Annotated in this window: 13 protein-coding genes; 10 read left to right on the top strand and 3 right to left on the bottom strand. The window is 57.0% G+C overall.

Annotated features, from left to right (window positions below):
* Positions 1–9: 9 nt before the first annotated feature.
* Positions 10–2,409, top strand: a complete 2,400-nt coding sequence (locus tag RRB22_09730) for an ATP-binding protein (GenBank protein ID MDT8384684.1) — start codon at positions 10–12, stop codon at positions 2,407–2,409.
* A 310-nt stretch (positions 2,410–2,719) separates the two neighbouring features.
* Here the strand turns inward: RRB22_09730 and RRB22_09725 are convergent, their stop codons facing one another.
* Complete coding sequence (locus RRB22_09725) at positions 2,720–2,956, bottom strand: hypothetical protein (GenBank protein MDT8384683.1); 237 nt, start codon at positions 2,954–2,956, stop codon at positions 2,720–2,722.
* Positions 2,957–3,215: 259 nt separating this feature from the next.
* Between RRB22_09725 and RRB22_09720 the strand changes: the two genes are divergently transcribed.
* Positions 3,216–3,866 (top strand): protein-L-isoaspartate(D-aspartate) O-methyltransferase, encoded by a 651-nt coding sequence (locus RRB22_09720; GenBank protein ID MDT8384682.1) that lies wholly within the window; start codon positions 3,216–3,218, stop codon positions 3,864–3,866.
* 102 nt (positions 3,867–3,968) lie between these two features.
* On the opposite strand, the gene RRB22_09715 is transcribed toward RRB22_09720, so the two are convergent.
* Positions 3,969–4,469, bottom strand: a complete 501-nt coding sequence (locus RRB22_09715) for a Mut7-C RNAse domain-containing protein (GenBank protein MDT8384681.1) — start codon at positions 4,467–4,469, stop codon at positions 3,969–3,971.
* A gap of 317 nt (positions 4,470–4,786) precedes the next feature.
* Between RRB22_09715 and RRB22_09710 the strand changes: the two genes are divergently transcribed.
* The 3 genes from RRB22_09710 to RRB22_09700 are packed head-to-tail and all read left to right on the top strand — an operon-like array spanning position 4,787 to position 6,725.
* Positions 4,787–5,209 (top strand): cytochrome c3 family protein, encoded by a 423-nt coding sequence (locus RRB22_09710; GenBank protein MDT8384680.1) that lies wholly within the window; start codon positions 4,787–4,789, stop codon positions 5,207–5,209.
* 7 nt (positions 5,210–5,216) lie between these two features.
* A complete protein-coding gene (locus tag RRB22_09705; protein ID MDT8384679.1) occupies positions 5,217–5,810 on the top strand; it encodes a cytochrome c3 family protein in 594 nt (197 codons plus the stop codon).
* A gap of 6 nt (positions 5,811–5,816) precedes the next feature.
* Positions 5,817–6,725 carry a hypothetical protein gene (locus tag RRB22_09700; protein ID MDT8384678.1) on the top strand — a complete coding sequence of 303 codons (909 nt, stop codon included), beginning with the start codon at positions 5,817–5,819 and terminating at the stop codon, positions 6,723–6,725.
* On the opposite strand, the gene nadB is transcribed toward RRB22_09700, so the two are convergent.
* A complete protein-coding gene (gene nadB / locus RRB22_09695) occupies positions 6,726–8,396 on the bottom strand; it encodes an L-aspartate oxidase (GenBank protein ID MDT8384677.1) in 1,671 nt (556 codons plus the stop codon).
* A gap of 326 nt (positions 8,397–8,722) precedes the next feature.
* Here nadB and rpoE point away from each other — a divergent pair, with 326 nt between their 5' ends.
* The 5 genes from rpoE to RRB22_09670 all read left to right on the top strand — a co-directional run bounded on the left by rpoE (position 8,723) and on the right by RRB22_09670 (position 13,147).
* Positions 8,723–9,304, top strand: coding sequence for an RNA polymerase sigma factor RpoE (rpoE, locus tag RRB22_09690; protein ID MDT8384676.1), 582 nt, complete (start codon positions 8,723–8,725; stop codon positions 9,302–9,304).
* A gap of 113 nt (positions 9,305–9,417) precedes the next feature.
* Positions 9,418–10,077 carry a sigma-E factor negative regulatory protein gene (locus RRB22_09685; protein ID MDT8384675.1) on the top strand — a complete coding sequence of 220 codons (660 nt, stop codon included), beginning with the start codon at positions 9,418–9,420 and terminating at the stop codon, positions 10,075–10,077.
* Between the two features lie 66 nt (positions 10,078–10,143).
* The gene (locus tag RRB22_09680) at positions 10,144–11,094 is read left to right on the top strand and encodes a MucB/RseB C-terminal domain-containing protein (GenBank protein ID MDT8384674.1); all 951 of its coding nucleotides are present in this window, start codon (positions 10,144–10,146) and stop codon (positions 11,092–11,094) included.
* A gap of 9 nt (positions 11,095–11,103) precedes the next feature.
* Positions 11,104–11,574: a SoxR reducing system RseC family protein gene (locus RRB22_09675; protein MDT8384673.1), complete on the top strand. Its 471-nt coding sequence runs from the start codon at positions 11,104–11,106 to the stop codon at positions 11,572–11,574.
* Between the two features lie 124 nt (positions 11,575–11,698).
* On the top strand, positions 11,699–13,147 hold the full coding sequence (locus RRB22_09670) for a DegQ family serine endoprotease (GenBank protein ID MDT8384672.1): 1,449 nt from the start codon (positions 11,699–11,701) through the stop codon (positions 13,145–13,147).
* Positions 13,148–13,276: the final 129 nt, after the last annotated feature.

Below are 13,276 nucleotides of genomic sequence, written 5' to 3'. Positions count from 1 at the left end.
GACGGAATAATGAAAGCACTTGATCCAGCATCACTGTACACCGCTTGTGATTTCGCCGCGCTCGAATTTGAGACCAGCGACGATCTGGAGGCATTGGAGGAAATCGCCGGGCAGGACCGCGCGCTGGAGGCGCTGCGCTTTGGTGTCGGGGTTCGTCACGAAGGCTATAACCTGTTTGTGATGGGCCCTTCCGGTATGGGGAAATCCTCTGCCACCCGTCAATACCTTGAGCAGCAGGCGAGCGGCAAAACCCCGCCCGATGACTGGTGCTACGTCAATAATTTTGAACACCCCCAGAAGCCGAAACTGCTCAGGCTCCCCGCCGGTACGGGCAAGGCGCTGCGCAAGGATATCCATGACCTGATCGAGGATCTGCTGAGCGTCATGCCCTCGACCTTCGAGTCGGATCAATACCGCATTCGTAATGAAGAGATTGAATCGGACGTTGACGAACGACGTGAACAGGCCCTGCAGGCACTGACAGATGAGGCGGAGGCGCATGCGGTGCGACTGGTGAGAACGCCGCGAGGTTTTTCGTTTCAGCCGATGAAGGACGGCGAGGTGATTACGCCGGACGACTACATGAAGTTGGCAGATGATGAGCGTAAGAAGATCGAGGAGATCGTCTCGGTTCTGCAGGAAAAGCTGGAACACATTATCCGTCAGTTCCATCAATGGAAGCGGGACTCCAGGCAAAAAATTCGTGAGCTGAATCGTGAAGTGGCGAAATCCGTGGTGGCAATGATCATTGATGAACTGAAAATAAAATACCAGGAATTTCCTGCGGTCTGCCAGCATCTCGATGCCTTTGAGAAAGATGTCATCGAACACACCTATGATTTTCTCAATGTGGATGCAACCGCGCTCGGGGAGGGCAGTGAAGCCGTCGATGTGGAAGCCTTTGGTCGTTATGAGATTAATATTCTGGTGGATAATAGCGAGCAAAAGGGATTGCCGGTGATCTACGAGGATAACCCAACCCTCGATAGACTGTTGGGGCGGGTTGAGCATATCGCCCAGATGGGCACCCTGATTACCGATTTCCGGCTGATCAAGGCCGGTGCCCTGCATTGCGCCAATGGCGGCTTTCTGATTCTGGATGTTGTGAAATTGCTGACCCAGCCTTATGCCTGGGCGGGTTTAAAACGGGCGCTTTCGACGCATGAAATAAAGATCCAGTCCCTGGGGCAGATGTTGAGCATCATCAGCACGGTGTCCATTGAGCCTGAGTCTATCCCGCTGGACATCAAGGTGGTGCTGCTGGGAGAACGGCAGCTGTTCTATCTGTTGCTGGAATATGATCCGGAATTTTCCGGCCTGTTCAAGGTCGCGGCCGATTTTGAAAGCAGCATGCCCCGCTCGATTGAAAATCAGGCTGTCTATGCCCGCATGATCGCCACCATTGTGCACCGCAAAAGACTGCGGCCTTTTGAGCGTGCGGCAATGGCAAGGATTATTGAACACAGTGCGCGCCTGGTCAGCGACGCGGAAAGGCTCTCCAGTCACTTGTTGAGTGTCAGCAACCTCATGTGCGAGGCCGACCATCTGGCGAACGAGGTTGAGGACCCGCATGTCACGCAGCAGCATGTACAGCAGGCGATCAATGGCCAGATTCGCCGTGCGGACCGCTTGCGCGACAGGATCTACGAGGAGATAAAGCGCGGCACCTTTCTGATCGATACCGATGGCGAGAAGGTCGGGCAGGTGAACGGCCTGTCGGTTGCCGACCTGGGCAATTTCAGTTTCTCGCAACCGTTTCGTATTACCGCCACGGCGCGCTTGGGGCACGGCGAGGTGGTTGATATCGAGCGCGAGGTGGAACTGGGTGGCGCTATCCATTCCAAGGGCGTGATGATTGTGGCGTCCTTTCTGGGCGAGCGCTATGCCAAAAATCAACCGCTGTCGCTGACCGCAAGCCTGGTGTTTGAACAATCCTATGGTGGCGTGGAGGGGGACAGCGCCTCGGTGGCGGAACTCTGTGCGCTGTTAAGTGCGCTGGCCGAGGCCCCCATACGACAATGGATGGCGGTCACCGGGTCGGTGAACCAGCATGGGCAGGTGCAGGCGATCGGCGGCGTTAACGAAAAGATAGAAGGCTTCTTTGATGTGTGTGTCTTGAAAGGGCTCACGGGCCAGCAGGGCGTGGTGATCCCGGCATCGAACGTCAAGCATTTAATGTTGCGCGCCGATGTGGTGGCCGCCGCGACCGAAGGGCGGTTTCAGATCTTCGCGATCAGCACGATCGATGAGGCCATTGAGCTATTGACGGGGATTACTGCCGGGGGGCTGGACGAACAAGGCCTTTATCCGGCAGGCAGTATCAACTTTCGTGTGCAGACGCGCCTGGCGGAACTGTCAACATTGCGCCGGGAATTTGGTGACTCGGGCAAGGATTCCGATGAGGACTAGTGTGGTGTTTCATATAAAACGCACACTTAGACGAGATAGACTTGATGTGGGCCCTAAAGATTCTATCTCGCCCTACGGGAAGCCACTCAAGGCACGATTGCCGCGTTGCAGACCTTGGAAAGGTAGCCGACATTCCCGGCGGTCTGCGCCTTGCACTCGCGCCTTGAGTGGCTTTCTAAATGCACGTTTTATATGAAACACCACACTAGCACCGTTTCACAGCGCTATTGATGACTATCTCGCTGCCTGTTTGACAGCACCGGCTGTGGCCAACAATGGCGGTTATGCCAGGGTGGCGTGTGCGGGCGGACTATTCGGCGGTTTCGCTTAATTTGGCCAGGCGCTGCTCGATCTGCTCCAGCTCCTCTGCCGCGGCCTTGGCAATGCCCTCGAGTACCTCGGCATTCTCCAGTTGAATGGCCTGTTCTTCCGAGTCAGCCGAGAGGCCTTTTCGGTAGTCTGCGTTAATCGCCTCGAGTCGCTCGCGCAGGGCCTCGCGCTGTAGCAGTAATTCCGCCCGTTGGGTCGATATTGTGTCTTTGCTCATGCTGTCTCACCGTTGCGTGGTTAGTGGGGTTCGGGATTGATTACCGGGACACATACAAGGGCTAACCGTTCGATGTGCTCGTTAGTCTCTCATCTTTCGTTGTGCTGTTTATCGCGCCATTACTCACGTCATTCACGACGATTCAGGCTATGTGCCGCGGCCCCATTCTGGCATGCCGGTTTGTGTGTGTCGATTAATGGGCTATTACTTGTTTACATCGCGAATTATAGTCGTCGGGAAATAGCCAGCCTGAAATCACATGACCGATATCGATAAAATGATTGCCGACATTGACTCGGAAGTCCTTTATACCCGAAAGATGATCGGCCGCGATGCCCTCGATGGGCGCGTGATGGCCGCCATGCGAAGAGTGCCCAGGGATAAATTCGTGCCGCAAGAGATGCGCCCCTATGCCTTTACCAATGGTCCCGTGCCCATCGGTCACTCGCAAACCATCTCCCAGCCTTACATTGTCGCGCTGATGACGGATCTGCTGGCACCCGATCGTGATGATGTGATTCTTGAAATCGGTACCGGCTCGGGCTACCAGACCGCTGTGCTCTCCCAGCTGGTCAAAAAGGTGTACAGCATGGAGGTGATCCGGGCATTAAGCGAGGCCGCCACCGCACGGTTGAAACGCCTCGGTTATCACAATATCGAGACCTGTATCGGCAACGGCCACAACGGCTGGCCCGAACATGCCCCCTACGATGGGATCATTGTGACGGCGGCGGCGACCCATATACCGGAGGCGTTGGTGGAGCAGTTAAAGCCGGGTGGCCGGCTGGTGATCCCCGTGGGCCTGACCGGATTTCATCAGCAGCTGATATTGGTGGAGAAGGATCAGAACGGGGAGACCAGGGTGTCTGATATCCTGGCCGTGGCCTTTGTGCCGCTGGTGGATGAGTAGCTCGCCAACCGGCACGCAGCTGCACACGGCCTTCAGTCATGGGGGGTTGTGGCAGATGCAGGGGCCGGCGAAGGCAGGCAGGGTCTGCTATTGGTCGGTCGCTCAAGAGCCCATCCAGTGCCTAAACTTGTTACGTAATCGGCGTACATGGCTACCCTCCCAATAGAGCTTGTCGCAGTGGCGACAATAAAAAGCCTGTTTTATGGTTGCACGGCTCTGTGGTGGGATCTTTTCAAGGCGGGCGGGGTCGGCCATAGTCAGTGGTGTGTTGCATAACAGGCAGCGGCTAAACGGTTTCATAAACCAGTTGATCGACAGTTTCGCCTGTAATTCCTTTGCGCAGTCCTGCATGTCATTGCTGTGTAACAGGATTACATGTTCTGCGGCGTGCCGATATTCGGTCAATTTTCGATCGCGGGTAATCAGCCGGCGTTTCTCTCTGGCGGCCTCTTCCAGTAGGGAGCGGTCTGTGTCACCGGCAGAGGCGATCTCGGTGTCGTATCCCGCAGCACGTAACCAATGACCCAGTTTTCTCAGCATTTCATCGCAAAGGAATCGGTAATGCTTTTCAGTCAGCCGCTCTGCCGGTTTTGAATTTCTCATGGTGCCAATAGTATAGCGATTAGGTTTGTCAGGTCAGTATGGCCGCGGTTTGACCGGGCGCTTTCAGGCGGCGTCTTCCATCGGCAGGCCGCAGCGTAGTATTTTATTATTTATTATTGTTTGCCTTGCGTTCTGGCCTTTGACAGTCTAAAACTATAAATAGATTGTCGGTACCATTTTCAGGTTGCTAAACTCAGGTCGCTCAGCAAGGAAATCTGAAGTCACTTAATAAGCATCGGGAAAAAAGTGAATCGCTGGTCCACTTGCGCAGCCAATGGATCCTGCGTCCGGCAGACTCTTTCATAAGGCATGGTAACATGAGTAGCAGACTCTCTCTTTTTGCAGGATTGTATCGGTACAGGGGCGCGATATTTTTCCCTGCTGTGATGCTGTTGGTTATATTGTTAATCACAGGATTTTCGGGTTCAGAGGCCCGCGCCGAATACGGCGATGTGGTCCTCAATAATTCCTCTGACGAGAATGGCATTCGGCCGGTGATTTTTCCGCACTGGTTTCATCGTATACGTTACGCCTGCAAGTCCTGTCACAGCGATATCGGCTTTCCCTTCAAGGCGGGTGGCAGCAATGTTAATATGCTCACGATAATCAGCGGCGAATACTGCGGCGCCTGCCATAATGGCCAAATTGCCTGGTCGGTGGAGAATTGCGATCTGTGCCACTCCGCCTTACCCAATACACCTACCCAGGTGCACAAGAGCGTGTTAAGAGCACCGAAATAATTCCATCATGGCGGCCATGCTGAATATGAACAGACGACACTTCACGGTCATTTTTATCACCGCCCTTGGCTTCGGCGTCCTGACGGGTGCGACGAGTGCGGCAGATAATCCCAATACCTTTCATCGATTGTTTGTGCCGCCCGCAGAACGTGGTACGGCCTTGAAGGATGATGGCATTCATGATCCTGCTGTGCCAGGGCTCACGCTGTTGCAACAACCTCAGGAGGCCTTTGTTCCGTTACCGAGCAGTACCGGCGGCAACTATGTAAACTGGACGAAGGCTCGCGATAAGGGCCTCATCAAGCCTCGTTTCGACCACCTTGATCCCACCAAGGAGGCGCTACCCATGGATCTGGTGATAGTGATGGAGGTGAAGGGTAGCATGCCGAATGTGGCGTTCCCCCATCAGCAACACACCGTCTGGCTGGAGTGCGCCAATTGTCACGATGCGATTTTTAAACCCTTGAAAGGTGCCAATCCCATGAGCATGGCGGAAATCATGCTGGGGCAGAAGTGCGGAGTGTGTCATGGTTCTGTGGCCTTTCCGGTCACCGAATGCCGCCGTTGCCATACGGAATCCAAAAAAGTCGCGAAAAAGTAAATCGCTGTGCCTTTTCCCCGCCTGTGTTGTTACAGTCTGTTGCTAGGGCTGTTGATCCTTCCCCCACCGCTTGTTGCCGACGAACCTCGCCGTATACTGGTGACGGATGCCCGTGAAAACGGCGTGGGTCAGGATATCGGTTTTGTGGAAAAACTCGTCCAGCAATCGGCCGCAGCCCGGCAAATCCTGCACAGCGATAATCCCCAGGCACATGCCTTACGTGACCAGGCCATTGCATACCTGGATGAGGCCAGGGCGGCTGAGGTTAAGGGTGATGCAGCGGCGGTGACCGAGGCCCTGGATCAGGCAAAGGCGGCCATTTTTATGGCCATGCGGCTTGTGGGCACCAAGGCGGTCAATGACAAACGGCAGGAGAACTACAACAAAAAACGTCAAAGCCTGGAATCGCTACTCGCGGCCCACCAACGCGTGCGTGAGGAACAGGCCCAGACGGCCGATTCATTCTCCCTCGAGGCGCTGCTCAACACCGAGCGCCACATCCAGGAGCGCCTGCAGGCGGCGCAGGCCCATTATGAACGCGAGCAGTTGGTTGAGGCCATGGAGGTGCTCAATGACGCCTATCTCAGTCTTAAACTTTCCTTAACCCGCTTGCGGGATGGGAAAACCCTGGTGCGCAGCCTGCACTTTGAAACGAAGCAGGATGAATACCAGTATGAACTGCGGCGCAATAATACTCACAGCCTGCTCATCAATACGGTGTTAAAGGAAAAGCGGGCGGATCCCCGGTTGGGCCGGCTGATGGATATTCCCTTGGCGGAGGCCGAAAAACTCCGTGCACAGGCGGAGCAACAGGCACGGAATGGTGACTTTGAGGCCGCCATTAAGACCCTGGAAACCTCCACCAGCTTCATCATTCGCGCGATACGCCTGGCAGGGGTGTTTATTCCGGGCTGATTATGCGCTTTCCCGTTGCCGGGATGGGGGAGGGTTTCGGCGACCTGCCGGCCGCGTGGAAAAATTCGGAGGCACCAGGATGGTGTTTTCCGGGGGGTGTGTCTCGTCCAGCTCCGGGTAATCCAGCGTGTAGTGGAGGCCGCGACTTTCGTGGCGCAGCATGGCGCTGCGAATAATCAGCGTGGCGGCCTGCACCAGATTGCGCAATTCGATGAGATCATCGGTGATGCGGAAGTGGCTGTAATATTCCTCAATCTCTCTGACCAGTACATCGGTGCGGCGCAGGGCGCGTTGCAGGCGTTTGTTGGTGCGTACGATGCCGACGTAGTCCCACATGAAGCGCCGCAGTTCATCCCAGTTGTGCGACACCACCACCTCTTCGTCCGAGTCGGTGACGCGGCTTTCGTCCCAGTCCGGGATCTGTTCGGCGAGCTGCCAGTGGTCGATGTTGTGATTGATATCCTGGGCGGCGGACTCGCCGAACACCAGGCACTCCAGTAGCGAATTGCTTGCCAGCCGGTTGGCGCCATGCAGGCCGGTGAAGGCCGTTTCGCCCACGGCGTAGAGGCCATCGATATCGGTCCTTCCGTGCAGGTCGCTCATCACCCCGCCGCAGGTGTAGTGGGCGGCGGGCACCACGGGCAGGGGCTGTTGGGTCATGTCGAAGCCATATTTGAGGCAACGCTTGTGGATGTTGGGAAAGTGGCTGGTGATGAACTCGGCAGGCTTGAAGCTGATGTCGAGGTACAGGCAGTCGGCGCCGAGGCGTTTCATTTCGTGATCGATGGCGCGGGCGACGATATCGCGTGGCGCCAGCTCGGCCCGGGGGTCGAAGTTGTGCATAAAGCGGCTGCCATCGGGCAGCAGCAGGTGGGCGCCTTCGCCCCGCAATGCCTCGGAGACCAGAAAGGACTTGGCCTGGGGATGATACAGGCAGGTGGGGTGGAACTGGATGAACTCCATGTTGGCCACCCGGCAGCCGGCGCGCCAGGCCATGGCGATGCCATCCCCGGTCGAGGTGTCCGGGTTGCTGGTGTAAAGGTAGACCTTGCTGGCGCCCCCAGTCGCCAGCACCACGCAGCGGGCGTGGAAGACCTCGATGTGGTCGGTGTTGCGATTGAGTACATAGGCGCCCAGCACCCGCTGCGGTTCGTGGCCGAGTTTGTTGGCGGTGATCAGGTCCACCGCGATATGTTGTTCAAACAGCTCGACATTGGGGTGGGCTTTCAGCGCATCGACCATGGAATAGGTCATGGCCCGACCGGTGGCGTCGGCGGCGTGTACCACCCGGCGCTGGCTGTGGCCCCCCTCGCGGGTAAGGTGCAGTGGGGGTTTGTCACCGCTGGCCGTGCTGTCGGCCGGCGAAAAGGTGGTCCCCAGCTGGCTGAGCCAACGAATCTGATCGGCCCCGCGTTCGGCGACAAACTGTACGGCCTGCGGGTCACACAGGTCCGCCCCGGCGGTGAGGGTGTCCTGCACGTGTGAGGCGATGGAGTCCTCCGGGGCCAGCACCGCCGCAATACCGCCCTGCGCATATTTGCTACTGCCCTCGTCCAGCGGTCCCTTGGAGATGACCGCAACCCGCAATGCGGGATCCAGCCGCAGGACGAGGCTGAGCCCCGCGGCACCGCTGCCGATCACCAGCACATCATGGCTAAAATGTTCACTCATGCCGCGAGCTTACTTGATTCTGCGGTTGTCGCCCATATCTTGTGATCGCAATCGCAAATATTGCGCATGGGGTGGAAAGCGCGTCAGAATGGGCCGGAAATCCGGGATGGCTGGCCGAATGCTCTACCAAACGATCTACCAAACGATCTACCAAACTATCTACCAAACTATCTACCAAACTATCTACCAAACTATCTACCAAACTATCTACTGAACTATCTATTGCGGGTGCGGTCTTTTGAAGAGTAGCTTGTCGAGAGAGACTTCACTCGCTGATAAAATAACAAAGGCATTGACCCTGGCCGGGGTCAATCGTTATATAAATAATGAGTGAACAAAAGGTAGACCAGCTACTCGTTGAAAGGGTGCAGCGGGGTGATAAATCCGCGTTCGATACCCTTGTGCTGAAGTATCAGCTCAGGATCATGAAGCTGATCTCGCGTTATATTCGCGACCATAGCGAAGTGCAGGACGTGGCCCAGGAGGCGTTTATCAAGGCGTATCGGGCCCTGCCGCGGTTTCGTGGTGACAGCGCGTTTTACACCTGGTTGTATCGTATTGCGATCAATACGGCGAAAAATTACCTGGTCGCGCGCGGCCGCCGTATGCCGACGATGGATATTGATGCGCAGGACGCTGAACAATTTGAGGGTGCCGAGGGTCTCAAGGAATACGCAACACCGGAGCAGCTGGCATTGAAGGAAGAGATCGAAAAGACGATTTTTTCCGCCATGGGGCAATTGCCGGATGATCTACGTACCGCCATCACCCTGCGGGAGATTGATGGGCTGAGTTACGAGGAGATCGCCGAAACCATGGATTGCCCGATTGGTACGGTGCGTTCCCGCATTTTCCGGGCGCGCGAGGCGGTCGATAACAAACTCAGGCCACTGATCGAGCGTGAATGAGGGGTGATTGGCCCCAGGCCGTGACTAATGATGCGGCAAAGAAATGGATGAAGGTTGACGACTCTAATTGACGACATTGATGAAGAAGTAATAATGAAAAACAGGTGGCAGGTATGACAAACTCATCGGATGAACGAATTTCGGCATTGATGGATGGCGAGCTGGATGACGTAACGCAGCGTGCCACCACGGATGAACTGCTGAATAAGGGCGAGGCACGCAATATCTGGGCCCGCTATCATTTAATCAGCGATACCCTCCGGCAGAATCTGCCGGCCGGTATGGATAACGGTTTTTCCTCACGGGTAATGGCGGCCCTGGCCGATGAGCCCACGGTACTGGCGCCACCCGCCCCCCGGGCAGCACCGCTGGCACGGCGTCTGGCCGGACTGGCCGTTGCCGCCTCGGTTGCCGCGGTTGCGGTGATGGGGGTGCAGTTTATGTACCAGCAGGAGGGCCAGATGCCGGCCGCGCAGCTGGCGCAGGGCACGTCATCTCCTAATGCTCATGCTACCAACCAGACCCTCGCCGGCGTCACGATTCCACCGAATATTCAAACCGTCACCCAGACGCTGGGTTCCTCCGCAATCCATCTCCAGTCTGATCCGCAACGGCCATCACCGCTGACACAGCGGTTCCATCCCAACCTGAATCAGTATCTGATTGATCACAATCAACAGGCGGCGCGCGCAGCCGTGCAGGGGGTGATGCCCTATGCGCGTATTGTGGCGCATCCCAATGCCTACCAGATCGTTATCCCTGTGCAGAAATAGCGGAATCAAATAGTGTCTGAGCTTTGTTCATTCCGTCGGATTGTTCGTAGTCTATCGAATTCCTTGTTGTTGGCCACCTGTGTTTTTGGCGGCGCGGCGATGGCGGCCGAGCCATCGGTGCTGGATATGTTGATGCGCATGCAATCGGCGGCCCAAACGCTCAACTACCAGGGCACCCTGGTGTATTTGCAGGATGGGCAGATGCAATCCATGCGTGTGGTGCACCGGGCGGATCAGGACGGCGAAGCGGAGCGGCTGATTAGTCTCAATGGTGTGGCCCGAGAGATCGTCAGAAAAAATGATGTGGTCACCTGCTACATGCCGGATCGAAAGGCGGTGACAGTGGGGCAGCAGCCTCAGTTCAGGGGCAACCTGTTGTCGCAATTGGCCGAAAATGATTTTGCTCATCTGCAGGATTATTATCTATTCGAGCTCGAGGCGCTCGAGCGTGTGGCCGGGCAGACAGCGCAACGTATCTGGATCAGACCCAGGGATAGCGCGCGTTATGGCTATCGTCTCTGGCTCGATGAACAGACCGCCATTTTATTAAAGTCCGACCTGCTGGATGAACAGGGCAGGGTGCTGGAGCAGACCATGTTTGCCGACATCCGCATCGGCGACGATATTCCCGATGTGATGCTGGCCCCCGTATCCCGCAGTGATAATTTTACGTGGTTTGAACATGAGCGCGTGAAGGACGAACAAAAGCTCGTGGACAGCCGCTGGACGATCGCCGATTTACCGCAGGGCTTTAGTGTCACCACCCGTTTTAATCAGCAGATGCCGAACTCGAAGGGGCCGGCCGAGCACTGGGTGATCTCGGACGGGCTGGCCAACGTGTCGATCTATATTGAACCTGTACCTGACGGCCAGTCCGCTTTTGAGGGCGCGTCTTCCATGGGCGCGACCAATGCCTTTGGAGTGGCGAAGGAGGCGCATCAAATTACCGTGATCGGTGAAGTGCCTGCCATTACCGTAGAAAAACTGGCGCGCGCCCTGCTGTTGAAGACGCAATAGGCGGGCCGGATGATCGAAGAACATGCACAGGTGGTCGCTGTCAATACAGACGGCATCTGGGTGGAGACCCAGCGCCGCAGCGCCTGTGGGCAGTGTGCGGTGAACAAGGGCTGCGGCACCGCCACCCTGGCGAAGGTGCTGGGTAATAAACGCAGCCGTGTGCGGGCGCTCAACCCCCACGCCACCCCGGTGACGGTGGGCGATGAGGTGGTTATCGGCATCGATGAGCAGGCCCTGATCAAGGGTTCGCTGGCGGTGTATACCCTGCCATTACTGACGATGTTTTTATTCGCGCTGCTGGGCGATGTGCTGGGAACTCAATTATTGTTGGAGAGCTCAGAGCTGGTGGCCATCGGTTTTGGTATTTTTGGACTGCTGCTGGGATATGTCTGGGTGGGACGATTCACCGCCAGTATTGCCAGCGATGAACGTTATCAGCCGATTTTGCTGCGACAGGTTTTGCCTGTAATTTCTCGTTAGTGTTATCGCTAATAAATGATGTTGTGAACGGATAGGAGTGAGCATGAATTTTGATAATGGCCAATTGCGCGTGTGTAAAAAACATGGCGGCACCCGTTACTCGCGTACGATCATCAGCGCCTTGATGATGTCACTTGTGTTGGCGATCTCAGCCGCCAGTGTTCAGGCAGGCTCCCTGCCGGAGTTCACCGAGCTGGTGGAAAGACACAGTGCGGCGGTGGTGAACATCAGTACCACCCAGATTACCCAGCACCCCAAGGTGACACGCATGCCGCGCGGCATGCCCGAACAGATTCCCGAAGGGCCATTTGGCGATCTGTTCCGTCATTTTTTCGGTGATCCCCGCGGCGGTTTTGGGGGTCCCGAGGGCCAGATGCCTGAAGGGCATGGCGCCCCTGGCGGCCCGGACGGTGGGCCCATCGAGGCCAAATCGCTGGGTTCCGGCTTTATCATTTCCAAAGACGGCTATGTGATGACCAATCATCACGTGGTGAAGGACGCCTCTGAAATTCTGGTGCGCCTATCGGATCGGCGTGAGCTGGTGGCCGAGGTGATCGGCAGTGACGAGCGCAGCGATATCGCCCTGTTGAAGGTCGATGCCAGCGATCTGCCGGTGGTGGAGATCGGTGATTCCGGCAAGCTCAAGGTCGGCGCATGGGTGCTGGCGATCGGTTCGCCGTTCGGCTTTGACCACTCCGTCACCGCCGGGATTGTGAGCGCCAAGGGGCGTTCCCTGCCGCGTGAGAATTATGTGCCGTTTATCCAGACCGATGTGGCGATCAATCCGGGTAATTCCGGTGGCCCGCTGTTTGACCTGGACGGCAAGGTGATTGGTATCAATTCTCAGATCTATAGCCGCACCGGCGGATTTATGGGCCTGTCCTTCGCCATTCCGATCGATATGGCGATGAATGTGGTCGCGCAGCTGAAGGCCAGCGGCCACGTCGCCCGCGGTTGGCTGGGCGTGCTGATCCAGGATGTGACCCGTGAACTGGCCGAGTCCTTCGGCATGGATAAGCCCAGCGGCGCCCTGGTGGCCAAGGTGCTGAAGGATAGCCCGGCCGAGGCGGCGGGGCTGGAGGTAGGGGATATCGTGACCCGCTTTAATGGCCGCGATGTGGTGCATTCCTCGGATCTTCCGCCGCTGGTGGGCATCAGCCCCGTGGGTGACAAGGTCAAGGTCGAGATTTTGCGCAAGGGCAAGCTCAAGGTGATGCACGTCAAGCTGGGCGAGCTGCCGGAGGATGAGATCAAGGTGGCGGAGGCCAGCCCGCGTTCGGCGAACGAGACACGGCTCAGTGTCGCGGTGATCGATCTGACCGCCGAACAGCGCGAGAAGCTGGAGATCAAGGACGGCGGGGTAATCGTCCAGCAGGTGCAGGCCGGGCCGGCGCGTAAGGCCGGCGTACGTCGCGGCGATGTGATCCTGATGATCAACAACATCGACGTCAAGGACAGCCAGCATTTTGCCGAGATCTCGGCGGACCTGCCCGTCGATAAATCCGTGCCGCTGCTGGTGCAGCGCCGCGGTGGCCCGGTATTCCTGGCACTCAAAATCACGGCCGACGAATAGGCTTCGGGTCGGTCTTTAGGTACGCCACCCCCGCTCGGGCCTAGTCCGGGGCGGGGGTTTGGTTCCAGCAGGGAGCCAGATAGATTACAATGCCCGCCGGTTGTTCACCCTGAACCCGCTTGCCTGAGA

Source organism: Gammaproteobacteria bacterium (assembly GCA_032250735.1).
Classification (GTDB): domain Bacteria; phylum Pseudomonadota; class Gammaproteobacteria; order SZUA-152; family SZUA-152; genus SZUA-152.
Note: the sequence above shows the minus strand (reverse complement) of the source record. Positions and strands in the feature narration are given on the sequence as shown.